This window comes from Rhodococcus sp. MS13, assembly GCF_013277835.1.
Classification (GTDB): Bacteria; Actinomycetota; Actinomycetes; order Mycobacteriales; family Mycobacteriaceae; genus Rhodococcus_F; species Rhodococcus_F erythropolis.
This window is the reverse complement of sequence record NZ_VBTL01000001.1, coordinates 326,090-342,542: the sequence shown is the minus strand read 5'-3', so window position 1 is coordinate 342,542 and position 16,453 is coordinate 326,090. Positions and strand designations below refer to the sequence as shown.

General features: G+C 62.2%; 16 protein-coding genes and 2 tRNA genes. 9 read left to right on the top strand and 9 right to left on the bottom strand.

What is annotated here, in order from left to right; all coding sequences use genetic code 11:
* Positions 1-44 precede the first annotated feature (44 nt).
* Entirely contained in the window at positions 45-626 is a 582-nt protein-coding gene (locus tag FEZ59_RS01515; RefSeq protein ID WP_172932146.1) for a dihydrofolate reductase family protein, read from the top strand.
* On the opposite strand, the gene FEZ59_RS01510 is transcribed toward FEZ59_RS01515, so the two are convergent.
* Positions 601-1,062: a MepB family protein gene (locus FEZ59_RS01510; RefSeq protein WP_020969952.1), complete on the bottom strand. Its 462-nt coding sequence runs from the start codon at positions 1,060-1,062 to the stop codon at positions 601-603. The genes FEZ59_RS01515 and FEZ59_RS01510 overlap by 26 nt on opposite strands.
* A 48-nt stretch (positions 1,063-1,110) precedes the next feature.
* A complete protein-coding gene (locus FEZ59_RS01505; protein ID WP_024487641.1) occupies positions 1,111-1,476 on the bottom strand; it encodes a nuclear transport factor 2 family protein in 366 nt (121 codons plus the stop codon).
* 137 nt (positions 1,477-1,613) lie between these two features.
* Here FEZ59_RS01505 and FEZ59_RS01500 point away from each other — a divergent pair, with 137 nt between their 5' ends.
* Positions 1,614-2,420 carry a helix-turn-helix transcriptional regulator gene (locus FEZ59_RS01500; RefSeq protein WP_019748994.1) on the top strand — a complete coding sequence of 269 codons (807 nt, stop codon included), beginning with the start codon at positions 1,614-1,616 and terminating at the stop codon, positions 2,418-2,420.
* Here the strand turns inward: FEZ59_RS01500 and FEZ59_RS01495 are convergent.
* Together FEZ59_RS01495 and FEZ59_RS01490 are read right to left on the bottom strand one after the other, a co-directional pair.
* On the bottom strand, positions 2,395-3,132 hold the full coding sequence (locus FEZ59_RS01495; protein ID WP_003944487.1) for a polyprenol monophosphomannose synthase: 738 nt from the start codon (positions 3,130-3,132) through the stop codon (positions 2,395-2,397). The two genes, FEZ59_RS01500 and FEZ59_RS01495, sit on opposite strands and share 26 nt — an antisense overlap.
* A gap of 99 nt (positions 3,133-3,231) precedes the next feature.
* Entirely contained in the window at positions 3,232-5,298 is a 2,067-nt protein-coding gene (locus FEZ59_RS01490; protein WP_172932145.1) for a TPM domain-containing protein, read from the bottom strand.
* Between the two features lie 180 nt (positions 5,299-5,478).
* Between FEZ59_RS01490 and FEZ59_RS01485 the strand changes: the two genes are divergently transcribed.
* A complete protein-coding gene (locus FEZ59_RS01485; protein ID WP_128638009.1) occupies positions 5,479-6,057 on the top strand; it encodes a YdcF family protein in 579 nt (192 codons plus the stop codon).
* Positions 6,058-6,062: 5 nt separating this feature from the next.
* Positions 6,063-7,361, top strand: a complete 1,299-nt coding sequence (locus tag FEZ59_RS01480; RefSeq protein WP_019748992.1) for a deoxyguanosinetriphosphate triphosphohydrolase — start codon at positions 6,063-6,065, stop codon at positions 7,359-7,361.
* 13 nt (positions 7,362-7,374) lie between these two features.
* Here FEZ59_RS01480 and FEZ59_RS01475 read toward each other — a convergent pair whose 3' ends face one another.
* Positions 7,375-8,925: a serine/threonine-protein kinase gene (locus FEZ59_RS01475; protein ID WP_172932144.1), complete on the bottom strand. Its 1,551-nt coding sequence runs from the start codon at positions 8,923-8,925 to the stop codon at positions 7,375-7,377.
* 72 nt (positions 8,926-8,997) lie between these two features.
* Here FEZ59_RS01475 and dnaG point away from each other — a divergent pair, with 72 nt between their 5' ends.
* Complete coding sequence (gene dnaG / locus FEZ59_RS01470; RefSeq protein WP_003941578.1) at positions 8,998-10,917, top strand: DNA primase; 1,920 nt, start codon at positions 8,998-9,000, stop codon at positions 10,915-10,917.
* A gap of 1 nt (position 10,918) precedes the next feature.
* Here the strand turns inward: dnaG and FEZ59_RS01465 are convergent, their stop codons facing one another.
* A complete protein-coding gene (locus tag FEZ59_RS01465; protein ID WP_003941570.1) occupies positions 10,919-11,170 on the bottom strand; it encodes a hypothetical protein in 252 nt (83 codons plus the stop codon).
* 136 nt (positions 11,171-11,306) lie between these two features.
* Between FEZ59_RS01465 and FEZ59_RS01460 the strand changes: the two genes are divergently transcribed.
* Positions 11,307-11,379 (top strand) — tRNA-Asn (locus tag FEZ59_RS01460).
* 56 nt (positions 11,380-11,435) lie between these two features.
* On the opposite strand, the gene FEZ59_RS01455 is transcribed toward FEZ59_RS01460, so the two are convergent.
* Together FEZ59_RS01455 and FEZ59_RS29900 are read right to left on the bottom strand one after the other, a co-directional pair.
* Positions 11,436-12,059, bottom strand: coding sequence for an HAD family phosphatase (locus FEZ59_RS01455; protein ID WP_223257790.1), 624 nt, complete (start codon positions 12,057-12,059; stop codon positions 11,436-11,438).
* A 131-nt stretch (positions 12,060-12,190) separates the two neighbouring features.
* Positions 12,191-12,388, bottom strand: coding sequence for a hypothetical protein (locus FEZ59_RS29900; protein WP_003941659.1), 198 nt, complete (start codon positions 12,386-12,388; stop codon positions 12,191-12,193).
* A gap of 177 nt (positions 12,389-12,565) precedes the next feature.
* On the opposite strand from FEZ59_RS29900, the gene FEZ59_RS01445 reads away from it, so the two are divergent.
* A tRNA-Ile gene (locus FEZ59_RS01445) sits at positions 12,566-12,642 on the top strand.
* Between the two features lie 110 nt (positions 12,643-12,752).
* On the opposite strand, the gene FEZ59_RS01440 is transcribed toward FEZ59_RS01445, so the two are convergent.
* Positions 12,753-14,030: a site-specific integrase gene (locus FEZ59_RS01440; protein WP_172932143.1), complete on the bottom strand. Its 1,278-nt coding sequence runs from the start codon at positions 14,028-14,030 to the stop codon at positions 12,753-12,755.
* A 388-nt stretch (positions 14,031-14,418) separates the two neighbouring features.
* On the opposite strand from FEZ59_RS01440, the gene FEZ59_RS01435 reads away from it, so the two are divergent.
* Together FEZ59_RS01435 and FEZ59_RS01430 are read left to right on the top strand one after the other, a co-directional pair.
* Entirely contained in the window at positions 14,419-14,664 is a 246-nt protein-coding gene (locus FEZ59_RS01435; protein WP_172932142.1) for a helix-turn-helix domain-containing protein, read from the top strand.
* Positions 14,665-15,094: 430 nt separating this feature from the next.
* Positions 15,095-16,357 (top strand): AAA family ATPase, encoded by a 1,263-nt coding sequence (locus FEZ59_RS01430; RefSeq protein ID WP_172932141.1) that lies wholly within the window; start codon positions 15,095-15,097, stop codon positions 16,355-16,357.
* Positions 16,358-16,453 lie beyond the last annotated feature (96 nt).

The following is a 16,453-nucleotide window of genomic DNA, read 5'->3' as shown; positions in this document are numbered from 1 at the left end:
GTTTTCTCTTTCCATGGTGGATCTTCAGGCGCAGGATCGAAGTTATGAGAAAACTCAGCGTGACCAACAGCGTGACTCTCGACGGTGTCATGCAGGCACCTGGCGGGCCGGACGAAGATCGTCGTGGCGGATTCGAGCACGGTGGATGGGCGGCACCCTTCAACGATTCCGTCATGGCACAGAAAATGGGGGAGGGGATTGCGAAGAAATCAGAGTTGCTCTTCGGACGCCGAACCTATGAGAACTTCGCCTCGTACTGGCCGTTTCAGACGGACAATCCGTTTACCGAGGTGCTCGACAACACGCAGAAGTACGTAGCGTCAAGGACTTTGGGTGAACCGCCGCCGTGGAAGAACTCGACTGTGTTGAAAGGCGATGCCGCCGACGCGGTCGCCGCGCTGAAGGAAAGCGATGGCCCGGATCTGGTGATTCTGGGCAGTGGCGACCTGATCACGTCATTGGCCGAACGGCGTCTCGTCGACACCTACACTCTGCTGATTCATCCGCTGGTTCTCGGAACCGGGCGCAGATTGTTCCCCGACGGTGCTGCGCTCGCTCAGTTCACCCTCACCGAAAGTGTTGCTACGACAACAGGCGTCATCATCGCGACGTATCAGGTGAGTTGAATACATCAGGGAACTCGCCGAAATGCTGCTTCTGCCAGCGCTGGGTTCTGACGGCTTGCACACTGGTCGGCGTGACCCAGGGCGGATAGACCCGGATAGCGCGCTTGCCGCCCGAGAAGTTCGTCGACACGATGTCGTGTTCGACGAGGGTTTCGGTGGGAAAGACGAAGTGACCCAGATGTTCTTCGTCGTAGACCTTCACCACAAACAGCGCGACGCCGTCGCTGGTGTCGAATGGGCGGATGGGCCCGGCCTCGGAACGGCGCCACAGCGTGACGAACTGACCGAGCTTGGTCGGCGTCGTCTTGGCGGATCGATAGACGGAGGGAAGGCCGTTGACGGTCAGCGTGTGAGCGCCGTACTCAGCACCCTCGGACTCGGGAATCGGTGTGGACCAGGTAAATCCGTCGGCGTTCATCGGCAACGATGATGCCACGGACCACCGACAGCCTTCGTGGCGAAGGCTGTCGGTGGTAGACGCACTTCAGGCCGTAGGTACCTTGTCGAGAAACCCGAGGACAAGCGTCACCCGGCCGTCGTCGTCGCGTTCGAGTACGTCGAACCCGTCGATCAGTGACTCGGCCCCCGCCGGGCCGAGAGCCCAACCGAATCGAGCCTGTCGGTGGTGCGCGTCCACGGGTCCGATGAGGGTGAAGTGCATGCCCGGAAACTGTTGCTGCACAGCGTTGATCATCGCGTCGATCTGATCGTGTCCGGTGACGTCCGCGAGCGGATCGGTGTAGCGGCCGCCGGGTGCGAACAATTGCTCGATCCGTGCTCTACGGGCGGTGGTATCTGTTTCGTTCCACATGTCGATATAGGCGTCGGCGATTGCGTCGAAGTCGCTCATGGTCGCTCCCTTGATCAGTTCCGGTGGTGAACATCCGGCGGTCTCGCCGGCTGAGACCACTGTTCCTCCGAAACTGCTTCGGGTCGATTACCTCCGAGGTCATGGTCTCGGCTACCTCGGGTCGCTAACTTGAAAGAATGACCTTCGAGACGATGGACGTTGGCACCGAACTCAAGCGGTGGCGGGAGCGGCGAAGGCTCACTCAGTTGGGTCTCTCGGCAGCGGCAGGAGTGTCGACCAGGCACCTGAGCTTCATCGAAACCGGCCGCTCCAAACCCAGCCGGGACATGATCCTTCACCTGTCCGAATGCCTGGATGTTCCTCTACGACAACAGAACACGCTTCTGCTGGCAAGTGGCCACTCGCCGGAGTACTCGCAAAAATCGTTGGCGGAAGCGCCGATGTCAGCGGTGAGCGAGGCCATCGATCGCATCATCGACGCGCATGACCCTTATCCGGCCGTGGTGGTCGATCAGCAATGGGAGATGATCGCCGGGAACCAGGCCGTGAGAATTCTGACCGAGGGCGCCGCTGAATTCCTCCTGGAACCACCGGTGAACGTATTGCGTTTGAGCTTGCATCCCGAGGGCATGGCGCCGCGGATCGTGAACCTCGCGCAGTGGCGGACCCACCTGCTCGCCAGGTTGGCGCGGGAAGTGGAGGTCAGTGCGGATGCGCAGTTGGCGTCCTTGCTCGACGAGTTGCGCACTTATCCGAGCGGCGGAGACTGGCACGACGACCGCGCGAATTCCCTGCTGGTTCCGTTGCGCGTACGCGCGGGCGATACCGAATTGGCGATGTTCAGCACCACCACCGTGTTCGGTACGCCGCGCGACGTCACGCTTGCAGAGATCGCGATTGAGTCGTTCTACCCGTCGGACACGCAGACCGCCGATTATTTTCGATCAGCCGCGCAGGTCAGAGAGACTTCTTGCCGAACTTGAGCTTCCACGGCACCAGAGCGGACTCCAACTGAACCGAGAGGCTCATCTTGGAGACACCTTCGGTGCGTTCCTCGAAGCGGATTGGCGTTTCGGCGATCTTCATGCCGCGCTGAACAACTCGGTAGTTCATCTCGACCTGGAACGCGTAGCCGTTGCTCTGCACCGATTCGACGTCGATGTCGCGCAAGGTCTTTGCATGCCACGCCTTGAAGCCTGCAGTTGCATCCTTGACGTGCAGTCGCAGAATGGCGTTGACGTAAAAGTTCGCCCAGGCGGACAAAGCCTTGCGATGCCACGGCCAGTCGCCGGCAACTGCGCCACCTTCGACGTAACGGGAGCCGAGAACGACTGCCGCATCGGTAGTGGTGAGGATCTCGATCATGGCGGGGATCGCTTCGGACGGATGGGAGAGATCCGCGTCCATCTGAATGACGATGTCGGCGTTCTCCGCCAGAGCCCGGCTCATACCCGCGACGTAAGCACGGCCGAGTCCGTCCTTGACCGTGCGGTGAAGTACTCCGACCGGGATGGGTCCATCGATACCCAACTTGTCCGCAACCTCGCCCGTGCCGTCGGGGGAGTTGTCATCCACCACGAGGACGTGCAGGTTCGGGATCTTCAACGCGGCGAGGCGATCGACGAGCTTTGGCAGGTTCTCACGCTCGTTGTATGTAGGTACAACGACGGTTATCTGCGGGGCGACGCTTTCCATAACACCTTCGTATGATCTGTGATCCCGACTTGCCGGATGAAGCGTACGACGAGTGCGGTCGTGAACAAAGTAGGGATTTTACTACCTCGACGGGATCCGTCAGAACCGGCCGCCGCCGCCTCGACTGGTTCGGCCGCCGCCGCCACCGCCGAAACCACCGCCGCCGCCACCGCGACCTGAGCGTCCGCTGCTGCTCGGTCCGCCGTACGAGCGGGGCCCGCCGCCACCTCGCAGAATGCTGTTGATCAGGATGCCGCCGAGGATCGCTCCCGTCGCATCGCCGCCGCCACCGCGGGGTCGTTGGTTTGCTTCCCAGGTGTTGACGTCGTTCTGCGCGGCGCGAAGTGAGTGCGTCGCCAAGATTGTCGCGGCCTGGGCGTGTTGCAGTGCCTTCGACGGATCCGAAGCCTGCAATTGCTGGGCCGCCTGCAGGTGCCGCTGAGCCTCCGCGTAGCGAGTGCGCGCCTCCGCCCCGATCGCGCCGCGCCTGGTTCCGAGGAAGTCGCCTGCAGCGGTCACCTGAGCCTGTGCGGCCAGAATGTCCTGGGCGAGGCGCTGCTGTGCACGTTCGAGCTGCTGCTTCTGCTCCTGAGCGTCGGCAAGCAGTGCGTCGAGTTGGGCGTCGGCCGCGACGATCTGGTTGAAGGCTGTCAGCGGATCGCTGTCCTTCGACGTCTGAGCATTCGCCAACGCTGCCTGGGCTGCGGCCTTCGCGTCCGCCAACTTCTGCCCGCCCTGCGCCAGGTAAGCGTCCGCAGCAGTGATGCCCTGCTGGACGTCGTCCATCGCGGACGGAAGAGTCGCGATGGCGTTTCGGATGTCGTCGGCGGCGTGATCGACGCCGTCGAGCAGTTTGCGTGCCTGATCGAGAGCCGCTTCGGCAGTGCGAATCGCGGTGACGGCAGCGCCTTGCTTACCGGCCGGCAGCGCGGTGGCATCGCGGCCTTCCTCGATCGACTTCTCGGCGAGCGTCAGGCGTTCGCTGGCCATCGTGACGTTGTTCACGACAGATGCCAGCGTCGGCGCGGGGAACTGATCCTTCAATTTGGTCAGAATCGCCTCGGATTCGGGCAAGCGCACGCTGAGAGAAACAACACTCTGCGTCAACGCATCGAGACGTGCGGGGGCGTTGATGAGAAGGTCGCGAAGCCCGTCGAACTCCTCGACGCGAGCTTCGAGTTCTTGGTCGGCTCGACCGCACGAGGAAATGATGTCGATCAGCATCTGGCGGCGTTGATCGGGAGTTTCCGGGATGGCGTCGTCGAGTCGCTGCCTGATCGCGAAGGCTTCGGCGAGGGTGGCCTTGGCCTTGTCGAATGCTGCCGAGAAGGGTGCGACGGCGGAATCTCCGAACTCGCTGCGGGCCAGATCGAGCTCCTCCTGGCTGCCGGCGATCGCGTTGTCCGTCTCGACGAGGATCTCCTTCGCGCGTTCGTCGAGCGTCGGCAGCGGGAGTGCGTTGAGGCTGGCGATGTCGTCGGGGGAGATGTTCTTCGCGGCTTCGACGCTTGCCTTGTTCTTGTCGTTCTTGCGCTTACGTGAGTACAGGACCACACCGCCCGTCCCGACCACCACAGCGCCGCCCGCGATGAGGAGTGTTCCGACTCCCATTCCGCCGCTCGTGTTGTTCGCGTCGCCGAGTGCTCCAGCCGCGGCAATTGCCGCGCCGGTCCAATCATCCTCGGCGAGAGCTGGTTCCACCGCGTCGGAATTGATCGATTCGATGTCGGAATCGGTGATGTTGCTCAGCTCAGCGGGGACGTCGAGGTAGTAAGCACGCTCCGCCGTGGCAACTGCAAGCAGGACGGACTTGGTACTCAGCGTCGACTTCGTGGCTGTCTGCTGTGCCCACGCCTGGCCACCCAGGTTGTTGAAATCGGGGACGAACGCGACCCACAGATCGATCTGGTGGTCCTCGCTGAGTTGATCGATCGCGGCTTGTATGTCGCTGCGTTGCCCGGCGTCGAGAACCCCGGAGGTGTCGGTGATGTGATTCGGCAACACCATCGGGGCGTCTGCCGAGGCGAGCGCAGGACTGAAGACGAGCGCCAGCAAAGCGAAAATCGCAGCGACGGCGGCGGCGCTTCCCCGACGGCGAACGGGTCGGGTGATTGTCCGACTCTGCTCTACCGAGGACAACTGCGAGAAGTGTGGTGCGAGGGCCATGACGCAAATCTATCCGTTGTGGCGCGTCGGCATCGGAGGTGATCGCCGCGAACTGGCAGAATTGCGGGAGTGAAACCTGCTTTCGGTAACCGCCCCCACGACCCATCACCCTCACGGGCGGGCGGCTTCGGGGCAGGATTGGCTCGCTGGACGCGCCGACTGATCGCCGGTGCCGTGTTGATGGCCGTGGTTCTGGTCGGGGGTACTGCGTTCCGGGTGTGGCAGGTGGCGCGCATCGACGACACGCGGCCGGCCGACGCGATAGTCGTTCTGGGCGCGGCTCAGTATTCCGGCACTCCGTCGTCCGTCTTCGAGGCCCGACTCGAGCAGGCGTACAAGCTGTACAAGCGCGGAGTGGCGCCGCAGATCATCACCGTCGGCGGTAAACAAGAAGGTGACGAGTACACCGAAGCGGCGTCGGGAAAGATGTATCTGACCGATCGCGGAATTCCGTCGAGTGCGATCACTGCTGTGGAGACCGGTTCGGACACACTTCTCAGTATCGACGCGGTGAGCGCCGAGATGTCCTCGCAGGGAATCAATTCCGCTGTCCTGGTCAGTGACCCGTGGCACTCCTTGCGAACGCGGACGATGGCCCGCGACACAGGACTCCAGGCGTGGACCGCACCTACTCGTCAGGGCCCGGCTGTCTTCACCCGCGAATCCCAGTTGCACGGAATCGCTCGCGAAACCGGCGCGCTGCTCTGGTATCAGCTCACGCACTTCTCGGCAGACTTCCCCTACACGGCAGGGCAATAGAGACCATGACAGCTCACACCACCTACGGAGGCGGCACCTACTCCGAACACGACCTCGAACGTCGTGTCGTCGAGGCGCCGAAGCGTGCGGGGTTGCCGGGTTCGCAGATCGCAGCGGCGCAGCATCGTTCGGACTTCTCGCGAGATCGGGCGCGTGTCCAACACTCCGCGGCTTTGCGGCGCTTGGCCGACAAGACCCAGGTTGTCGGCCCGCGCGACGGTGACACACCTCGCACGCGGTTGACGCACTCGATGGAGGTCGCACAGATCGGGCGAGGGATCGCCGACGGACTCGGTTGCGATCCGGACCTGGTGGACCTCGCCGGTCTCGCGCACGACATCGGGCACCCGCCGTACGGTCACAACGGCGAGAAGGCCCTGGACGAAGTCGCCAAGGACTGCGGAGGTTTCGAGGGCAACGCGCAGAATCTGCGGATATTGACCAGCCTCGAACCCAAGATCCTGCGCCCCGACGGTCTGAGTGCCGGCCTCAATCTCACCAGGGCATCACTCGACGCAGCCATCAAGTACCCCTGGACCCGGCCGCAGCCCGGCGCGAAGTTCGGGGCATACGACGACGACGCAGAGGTGCTCGCCTGGGTTCGAGAGGGGGCGCCCGAGCGTCGGCAATGCCTGGAAGCTCAGGTCATGGACTGGGCCGACGACATCGCGTATTCCGTGCACGACGTGGAGGACGGGGTGATCGCAGGCCGTATCGACCTTCGCTCGCTTGCCGATCCGTCCGAGCAGCGCGCACTGGCAGAACTGGGGGCCTCCGAGTTTCGGGGATTGGTAGTCGACGATCTGATCGACGCCGCTCAACGGTTGTCCGAACTCCCCGTCGTACGCGGGGTCGGAAGTTTCGACGGCACACTCGGAAGTTCCGTCGCGTTGAAGAATCTCACGAGTGAATTGGTGGGTCGCTTCGCCACCGCGGCGATCGCCAGCACCCGGCTGACACACGGTGACCGACCCCTCTCGCGGTATCAAGCCGACCTCGACATACCCGAGGCCGTCGCATCCGAGGTGGCGTTGCTCAAGACCGTGGCGTTGTACTACGTGATGTCCGACGCCGGACACAAGGCGCGTCAGGATCGGCAGCGTGATCGTGTTCATCGCGTCGCGGAATGGCTGCTGGCGACTGCGCCGGCCGGGCTCGATCCGATCCTGCTGCCCGCGTGGGAACGCGCCGCGGACGACGGTGCTCGGGTCCGGGTAGTGGTGGATCAGATCGCGTCGTACACGGAGAGTCGGCTGGAACGGGTGGACAAAGCGAGCCTGGGCGCGCAGGCCAGCTGGGGCTGAGCCGCTTACGCCTTCAGCAGGTCATCCGCGTCGACGGGTCGGTAGTGGTATCGAGCCACTTGCCGTAAGCGTCGCCGCCTGATGCGCGAACGTCCTTGCAGATCTTCGACTCGGTGTTCCCGGATTCGCGATACACCGTGTAGATCGCCGTCCCCGAATCGGAGACTTGACGCAGTGACGGGCAGGACTGGTCTGTGCGTAGGTATTTCGAGCCGGGGAACGCGTCGAGGTAGTTCTGGATCTCGCTGGCGTACGTTGCCGGATCGGTGGCATTGGCCAACACCACGATTCCGGTTCCTTTGCACGAGGGGACGGTGATCGGCTTGCTGACCCCGAGGTCGCCATTTCTCGCGGACGGGTTCGACGCCCGGGTGGTCGTGGTCGCCTGCAGTCCGGCGGTGGGTAGCGGCTCGAGCTTCGGCGTTCTGGCCGGCTCCTGAGTGGGTGCCGGTGCCGACATGGCGATGGAAGCTGCTGCAGTGGTGGGTGATTCGGGTCCCGAGTCCCCCCGCATCACCCAGGCCGCCGTGCCTCCTGCGGCCAGAACGAGTGCAACTCCAGCCGCACCGATCGCGATCGGGGCTCGGTTTCGCTTGGTCTTTGTCGCGATGTGCGTGTAGTTCCCGTGAGCGGGATTCGCCGTGGTGTAGATGGGCGGCGCGACGATCGTGGGGTGCAATTTGCCGGCGGCACCGGGGGTGTCGGTCGTCGAGAGGGCCTGCCGCGCTTGGAGTGCGAGCGCTCCCGTAGTCGGATAGCGGTGTGCGGGATCCTTTGCCATGCCGCGAGCCACGATGGCGTCAAAACCTTGCGGGAGCGATGGAACCGTCAGCGTGGGGCGTGGCGGCGGAGCGTTCAGGTGCGAATTGACCAGATGCTCGATGCTTGTGGTGTTGAAAGGTATTGTTCCGGTGAGTGATTGGTAGAGGACACAAGCCAGGGAATAGACATCCGCTGCGGCCGTCGGCGTTTCGATTCCGAACCGCTCCGGCGCCATGTACGCATAGGAACCGACTGCGCTTCCCTCGGTGGTGATCTTCGTGTCCGTCTGTGAGTATGCGATTCCGAAGTCGACGAGGTAGGCGAAGCCGTTGTTCGTGAGAATGATGTTGTCTGGTTTGACGTCGCGATGGATGAGCCCGCGGGCATGTGCGGCGTCCAATGCCGAGGCGATTTGCGAGACGATGTCGACGGCTCGTATAGGCGTGAGTCGGCCGAATTCGGCCAACTCGGCGCGCAACGTATGACCTTCGACCAAACGCATGTCGATGAAGAGGACTCCGTCGATCTCGCCCCAGTCGTGTACCGGGATCACGTGCGGTTCGTTCAATGCGGCGGTGGTGCGAGATTCTCGGCGGAAACGAGCTTGGAATGACGGGTCGGCCGCAAGTTCGCGATGGAGCAACTTGAGTGCGACCAGGCGATCCTTCGAGGTGTCGTACGCCTCGTACACTTCACCCATTCCGCCTCGGCCGAGGAGGCGACGCAACTCGTACACGCCGAATCGGGTTCCTGGTCGCCCTTCGTGCGAGCTCGAGGCGTTTTCAGTCATCGTCGGTCCCATCGCTGCGGTGCAGAGTCGGCCATCAACATATCGTTGTCAGGAGGTGCCGGGGGACCGCCTAGACTGATGTACGTGGCGGGCCGAATTTCTGACAGAGACATCGCGGCCATTCGCGAACGCACTCGCATCGAGGACATCGTCGGTGAATACGTTTCACTCAAGCGTGCCGGTGGCGATTCGATCAAAGGTCTGTGTCCCTTTCACGACGAGAAGTCGCCGTCGTTCCACGTGCGACCCAACCACGGCCTCTACCACTGCTTTGGCTGCGGTGAGGGCGGGGACGTGTACTCGTTCCTGCAGAAGATGGATCACATCAGCTTTGTCGAGGCTGTCGAGCAGTTGGCGGATCGGCTCAGCTACACGATTTCGTACGAGGGTGGTGGGCCTTCCGTTCAGCGCGATCGCGGCACTCGTGCACGCTTGATCGCAGCAAACGCGGCGGCTCAGGAGTTCTACGCCGCTCGTCTGCGCGAACCCGATGCCCAGGCGGCTCGCGACTACCTCACCGAGAGAAACTTCGACGGTGCAGCGGCCTTGCAGTTCGGGTGTGGATACGCGCCCGAAGGTTGGGACACTCTCACAAAACACTTGATGTCCAAGGGCTTCGAGTTCAAGGAACTCGAAGCAGCCGGGCTGTCCAAAGAAGGCCGACGAGGTCCGATCGACCGGTTCCATCGCCGTCTACTGTGGCCGATCCGCAGCGTCGCCGGTGACGTCATCGGCTTCGGTGCCCGCAAGCTCTTCGACGACGACACCATGCCAGGCAAGTACGTCAACACGCCGGAAACGATCCTCTACAAGAAGTCTCAGGTCCTGTTCGGCTTGGACCTCGCCAAGCGCGACATCGCCAAGGGGCACCAGGCGGTAGTCGTCGAGGGCTACACCGACGTCATGGCGATGCACTTGGCCGGCGTCAAGACCGCCGTCGCTTCGTGTGGAACCGCCTTCGGTGAGGAGCACCTTGCGATGCTCCGCCGACTCCTGATGGACGACAGCTACTTTCGCGGTGAGATCATCTACACCTTCGACGGTGATGCCGCGGGGCAGGCCGCTGCGATGAAGGCGTTCGAGGGTGATCAGAAGATGGCCGGGCAGACGTTCGTCGCCGTCGCGCCCGACGGAATGGACCCGTGCGATCTGCGTCTGAAGTCTGGTGACGCCGCCGTTCGCGACCTCGTGGCACGGCGCACTCCGATGTTCGAGTTCGTGGTGAAGTCCATCCTCACCGAACACGATCTGGAGACCGCTGAAGGTCGCGTCGAGGCACTGCGTCGTACCGTCCCCGTCGTTGCGCAGATCAAGGAATCAACTCTGCGCGACAGCTACGCGAATCTGTTGTGCGGATGGGTCGGTTGGGACGATCTTCCGTCGGTTCGACGACGCGTGCGTGACGAAGCTCGCAAACGGGCGTCGACGCGCGGATCTTCGCCGGCGCCCAAGCGTCGTCAGGTTGTCGAGGCACCTGCTGCCGATGCGCTCGCGCTGCCGATCGGAATTTCCAGGCCCCGGCCCAACGATCCGGCGCTCTCGACGCAGCGAGCTGTCCTCAAGGCCGCATTGCAGCACCCTGGCATCGCCGGCAGTGTCTTCGACTCGTTGCCTCCCGAGACATTCACCCACCCCGCCTACGTTGTCATCAGACAGGCAATGGCTGACGCCGGTGGAACGAGCAAGGGGCTCGGTGGCGCCGAGTGGATCGAAGTCGTCACCAAGGGCGTCGAGGACATGACGGTGGCCTCGGTTGTATCTGAGCTGGCCGTCGAACCGATGCCGTGCGACGAAGACACGGTTCCGCGCTACATCAACGGAGTGCTCGCACGACTGCAGGAAGCGTGGGTGGGCGAGCAGGTTGCCGACCTCAAATCCAAGCTTCAGCGCGTTTCACCTGCTGCGGCCCCCGAGGAGTACAACTCACTGTTCGGAGACCTCGTGGCCCTGGAGCAGTATCGCCGACAGCTGCGTGAGCAGGCTGTCGGCGACCAAAGCGTCTGACCTAGCGGTTTTTCTTCAACTGGTCGTGGGGGACCAGAATCGTGGTCTCCTCGTTGATCGGCTTCATCGGCTCGAGCTTGGGCTGAGTACTCAGTGAGTCGGCCAGCTTCTGCCGTGACGCGTCCAACACCTTCTTGGTGGCCGGACTAGTGGCCACCGCCTTCGCGGCCCGGCTGATCTGCTCGTATCGTGCGCGGCCCGCTTTGGTTCCCAGGACGTACCCAGCTGCAACACCGATCAACAAACGCATCATTCCTGCTTCCCTCCAGCACCGATCGTCCTGACTCCATCCTGCCTGATGACTCGCTGGGCAGGCGATTTGGTACTTCGGTGGAGGATTCGCTACAGTTTCTCAGGCAACGCCGGAACGGGCGAAGCGAGCAAGACAATCCCCTGTAGCTCAATTGGCAGAGCTTCCGACTGTTAATCGGACGGTTGCTGGTTCGAGTCCAGCCGGGGGAGCAGCAAAGCCCCTCACCTGAGCAATCAGGTGAGGGGCTTTCTTGTATTCGTCTGACCTAGTGCGCTCGCAGCAGGTCCACCGATCGAAGTGCCGATTCGACGTCTGCCGCCTTGTTTGCTTGTTCTGCGCGAATTCCCAGCCGTCGAGCGCTGAGGACGTTCACCGGGTTGTCGTCGACGAAGAAGGTCTGCTGTGGACGCGCATCGAGAAACTCCAGCGCAGCCAGGAAGGCCGCAGGGTCGGGTTTGGTAGCTCCGAGCATGCAGGAGAAAACATGCTCGTCGATTGCCACTGGAGTTACAACACTTTCGATGGCGGCCAACAGGACAGGTCCATTGTCGGAGAGTGTGGCGACCGCGACGCCCTCGCTTCGAAGCGCGATTGCGAGATCGATGACTGCGCGGTCCGGGATGAAGGCCTTGGCCCAGGCTCGGCGAAGGTCGTCGCGGTCACCGGGAAACCCGAGCCGTCGAAAGCGTTCCAGGATCGCGGTTTCGGAGTGAAGGCCGAGGTCGCATTCCTGGTCGAACCCGGACGCGAACACGAGGGCGTGAATCTCTTCTTCAGTGACGCCGATGGCCGCTGCCAGTTCTGCGGCGCGAAGTTCAGGCTCGAATCGACACAGCACGCCGCCCAGGTCGAACAACACGAGTTCAGGTGGTCCGCTGTCGTTCGCCATGTCGCAGAGGATAGGCGTCATCAGCACCCGTGAACGCGACGCGTAGATATTGGCGACAGATACACCAAAGCCCGACGCAAGTGTCTGCGTCGGGCTTTCGGTGGAACCGTCGAACTGTTTGACGGGTGCGCTTACTTCGCTGCGCGATCCGACGGCTCGAACAGCCGGATGATGTGGCTGGGGTTGATGTAATAGACACCATTCGGAGAATTGAGGACGAGAGTGTCTTCGGTGAAATCGGTGACGGTGCCGTTCAGCTTCGCGCCGTCGGACATGATGATCCGGATCGTGGCCTTCGAGTTCTTGAATTCGGTCAGTGCAAGCTTCATGTGGTGATCCTGTTCCGTGGGGTGTGCACTCCCACGGTATCGGCTCATCGCTCCTGCGCCGACCAACCTTGGAAGACTCGACTCGAAAGAGTGCAACGCGTCACCGCCTGCCCGATTGTGATCCGCGTCGGATGTGCCGGTAACATTCGGATTCGCCGCGATGCATCGCATCCGGATGGGGCGGTAGCTCAGTCGGTTAGAGCCGTGGACTCATAATCCATTGGTCGCGGGTTCGAGCCCCGCCCGCCCCACCATTGTTATCGCAGGTCAGAGGGTTTCTCTCGCAAGTGGGCCGGTTAGCGAAGTGGTCAGGGATAGCACTCGGATAGCACTATCCCCGCTCGTCTCTTGTTTCCCCTGGTCGCTAAGCGTCGTCGAGCGCGTCGGCCACTGCGTCGAGTCCATCCTCGAAAAGCCCCGCGTACACGTCGAGTGTCATCGCTGCCGAGCTGTGTCCTAGCTGCCGTTGCACGTCTTTGACCTGCGCGCCAGCTCGGATTGCCAGGCTTGCGTACGTATCTCGTAGGTCGTGAGGGGTGAGCGGCGCCAACTGTGCAAGTTGGACAGCGGGTTTGAACACGCGCTTGGACCACGCGGGGTTGCGGATCGGCTCACCGGAGCGGGACGGGAACACGAGCGAGTCCGGGGACTTCCCGTCGAGCTGTGCGCGCAACGGCTTGACGAGCGATTTTGGGAAGGCGACCGAGCGGGCTGTGTGGTTTTTGGTGTCAGACCATTCGAGTTTGCCGCCGACCTCACTCACGGACGCGGAGATTCGGAGCCGTCGCTTGTCGAGATCCACGCACTCGACGCGCAAGCCCGCCAACTCGCCCCATCGAATGCCAGTCATGGCCAGCGTTCGCATCATCAGGCCATCAACTGATGGTTCCGCAGCGGGAATTACGTTCCGGCCGTCGTCGTCTTGTTTGATCTCGACCGAATCGACGCGCTTACCCGCCCGCTGTGCCCGGTCCCGTTCGGTTGCCAGGTGATTGGCAGCGGAGACGAGTCGAGCGATCTCGTCTCTTGCGAGAAACCGCTGTGTAGCTCGACGAGCGCGCGGGAGTTGGACGCCATCACAGAGATTGCGCGGCATCCGGCCGTCTCGCACGGCCAAGTCGAGAATCATCCGTGTGACGACGTGACAGTGCCTCACAGTGGAGGGCGCTAGTTTCTTCTCAGAGGTCAGGCCCGCTATCCACGTCACGATCTGCGAGTGCTCGATGTCGGAGAGTCGCGTATCCCGCCAGCGGGGGAGGACGTGAGTGTCGAGAACGCTCTCGTACGATCGCCGCGTGCTCGCTGTCCGGGAAGTCAGGCCCGCTTTCCAGGTGTCGGCCAGCGTGCCGAACGTCATTGCCGCGCGGTCTGGTGCGACATGATCACCCCTGACGACGGACGCCATCTGCTCGGAAAGCCAATCCTCCGCAGCCCCCTTGGTATCGAACCCTTTCGAGATCGGAGCGCCGCCGAACGTCGAGACGTAGCGCGCTGTGTACCGCTTGCCGACCCCATGCCGGGTAGAAGCCTGGAATTTATTCGACCGGCACTTGCACGCTGGGCCGCTGGCCGGCAGTGGCTTTCGAGTGTGCCAACGGTCGAAAATATTTGAACGGGGCTTGCGCGCAGAGGATTTCGTCACGACCTCACTATAGCGCCGGAAAGTGTCCATTGGTCGTAGGTAAGGGAGATGATCAAAAGAAAACGGGGAAGGACTGCGGGAGTGGCTCGGATCACTGAGTTGCTGTGACCTCGAGCACTGAATTGGTGCCGAACTGGCGATTCGGAGGCGACGAGGCTGCGCAGGGTAGCTGACGGAAAGCGCTTTCCGTCGAAACGCCGCGACCTGCTATCGGCTCGCTCGGAACGTCGTTGGGAGTGCGGTCGCGGTGGTTTCTCGACGGGCGAGTGTAGACCATGTGCGCAGTGCTGCAACGGATTTCGAATCGGTTGACGCGATGAAAAAGTCGAGGCTACGGTCGCTTCAACAACAAAGACAGGCACCGACCAAACAACACAAGGGATCGAAAATGAATGCACTAACGGACAACCCCGATACGGCCGAACGCACAGGCGTCGAGTCCACGTGCCGAATGGGTATCAAAGCCGCTTCGCAATACCTGCAGGGAGTTTCGACGCAAACCCTGTATCGATACCGCCATCAGAACATCGGGCCGCGTAGCTACACCATCGGCACCCGAGTGTTTTACGACGTCGAGGACTTGGACGCGTGGGTTGCCGAGCAGAAGGCGACGTCTTCTCGCGGCGGTGCCTGACACCGACTTCTCGATCTGCCACCGACGGGACGCCACCAGACAAGTTCGCCAAACCGGCGCTTCGACAGAAGGAAAATTGAATATGGCTGCCAACGCAATTGCGCTATGCGAACACGAAAAACCCCCGCACCGGGAGGTAACGGGGGCTTTCGCAGTCGGTGCCAACAGTCCGACGACACACCATCCACCAGAAGGAATGCCCAACCGTAACATGCGGGGGCCTGGAATCCTAGAGAGGCGCACAGAGTTTGAGTCTGACACCCGTAGCCCTGTAACGGTTTACGAGATTGTCCGTTCGGTCCTCGTCATTTCGGCTACCTCCGAGTCTGACATAGATCACGCCGTGCGTGATGAGGATTGGAATACAGCGACTGAGCGCGGTCGGCACTTCGCAGACGATGACTGCGAGTCATGCGTCATCATCGTGCCATTGGCCGCTGCGACAGTTGACTACCTCTCTCCCGAATTCGGAGAGGCTCACCCCCGCGTTGTGGTGACAGTGGTTGCCGGGGAGCTCGGAAACAACCCGTGGGAGTGCTTTCGCGCAGCGGGCTTAGACATCGATTGCTATTCCCCGCTTTCCGCATGGGTGGATGACGCCGACACCTGCGCCGAATTCACCGAAGACCACGCGGACGAGTTGTCCGAGGTGCCTGACTTCTCGACTGACAGCGCATCACCGACGGACGCGGCAATCGACACGGATTCGACTGCCGAGGATGGCGATGCCTTCGCGAGCGACCTGTCTGTGCTCGATTGGCGTAAGCGCAGCGAACCACGGCCGGAGCGGGAGTGGTTGGAAGATCGATTGATCGCGGTCGGTCAGGTCACCAAGATCACCGCGGCAAGTGGTGTTGGAAAGACGTTGCTACTGGCGCACTTGGCTCTGAACTGGTCGCTAGGCCGCTCTGGTCTCGACGTGGAGGACGGCAAGCCGAGGTTGCTGGCTCGACCGCTTCGCACGCTCTACATCGACGGGGAAGTCGGGGAGGACTGGTGGTTCGAGTACCTCGACAAGATGGCCGCGCCGCTGGAGTTGCCGAATCTGTTGGTGAAGTCGTTCCCGGATTGGGCTCCGCTGACAGGCGCTTTGGGGGCCGCGCAGTTCTGGGAATTGGTCGAACATCTCGAACCGGATGTCGTGGTGCTCGATACCCTCTCGAGTTTCATCGACGGGGACGAGAACGACAGCACCACGTGGATCAAATTCGACAATCGAATCACGCTGCCACTCAAAGCTCGAGGCGTGTCGGTGATCTTTGCCGACCACACCGGCAAGAACGCCGAACTAGGTGCACGTGGCAGCTCTGCGAAGAAATCGAAAATCGATGTGGAGTGGTCAGCGGAATCCAGCCCCAAGGGTTCCAACGGTCTGCTACTTCGCAACTTGAAAGCGCGTACGGGTCGACTGCCTGAGACAGTTCGGTTACTTCGCAAGGATGGCCCGCTGACTCATGTGAGGTCGGGCTCCGACGCGGTTGCGAGGGGGCCGCTTCGACTCGCAACCGAGGACGGTACGCCGGCAGACGAAAAGGTGCTTGAGATCGTTCGGGTGCTCGACGAGCTGAACATCGACCCGAAGTCAGGTCGGCCGACAATTGCGAAGCGACTGCGCTCGGAGGGGCTGACGGCGTCCGATGAAGCAATCCGCGTGGCCATCGAGCACCGACGCAGCCGCGCGGGTGAAAGCTGACAACTCGCTCGCAAAACCTGTGCGTGGACCTGTGCGGAATCGAGTTGACGCGCGCAGCTTTCCGCACAGCTTTCCGCACAGGTCGCACAGGTCGCG

Excerpts from the sequence above, each read along its gene's own strand:
- FEZ59_RS01435 (WP_172932142.1), top strand. The coding sequence starts at position 14,419 with ATGAATGCACTAACGGACAACCCCGATACGGCCGAACGCACAGGCGTC.
- FEZ59_RS01490 (WP_172932145.1), bottom strand. The coding sequence starts at position 5,298 with ATGGCCCTCGCACCACACTTCTCGCAGTTGTCCTCGGTAGAGCAGAGT.
- FEZ59_RS01455 (WP_223257790.1), bottom strand. The coding sequence starts at position 12,059 with ATGGCGAACGACAGCGGACCACCTGAACTCGTGTTGTTCGACCTGGGC.
- FEZ59_RS01500 (WP_019748994.1), top strand. The coding sequence starts at position 1,614 with ATGACCTTCGAGACGATGGACGTTGGCACCGAACTCAAGCGGTGGCGG.
- FEZ59_RS01485 (WP_128638009.1), top strand. The coding sequence starts at position 5,479 with ATGGCCGTGGTTCTGGTCGGGGGTACTGCGTTCCGGGTGTGGCAGGTG.
- FEZ59_RS01465 (WP_003941570.1), bottom strand. The coding sequence starts at position 11,170 with ATGATGCGTTTGTTGATCGGTGTTGCAGCTGGGTACGTCCTGGGAACC.
- FEZ59_RS01515 (WP_172932146.1), top strand. The coding sequence starts at position 45 with ATGAGAAAACTCAGCGTGACCAACAGCGTGACTCTCGACGGTGTCATG.
- FEZ59_RS01480 (WP_019748992.1), top strand. The coding sequence starts at position 6,063 with ATGACAGCTCACACCACCTACGGAGGCGGCACCTACTCCGAACACGAC.
- FEZ59_RS01495 (WP_003944487.1), bottom strand. The coding sequence starts at position 3,132 with ATGGAAAGCGTCGCCCCGCAGATAACCGTCGTTGTACCTACATACAAC.
- FEZ59_RS01505 (WP_024487641.1), bottom strand. The coding sequence starts at position 1,476 with ATGAGCGACTTCGACGCAATCGCCGACGCCTATATCGACATGTGGAAC.
- FEZ59_RS29900 (WP_003941659.1), bottom strand. The coding sequence starts at position 12,388 with ATGAAGCTTGCACTGACCGAATTCAAGAACTCGAAGGCCACGATCCGG.
- FEZ59_RS01475 (WP_172932144.1), bottom strand. The coding sequence starts at position 8,925 with ATGGGACCGACGATGACTGAAAACGCCTCGAGCTCGCACGAAGGGCGA.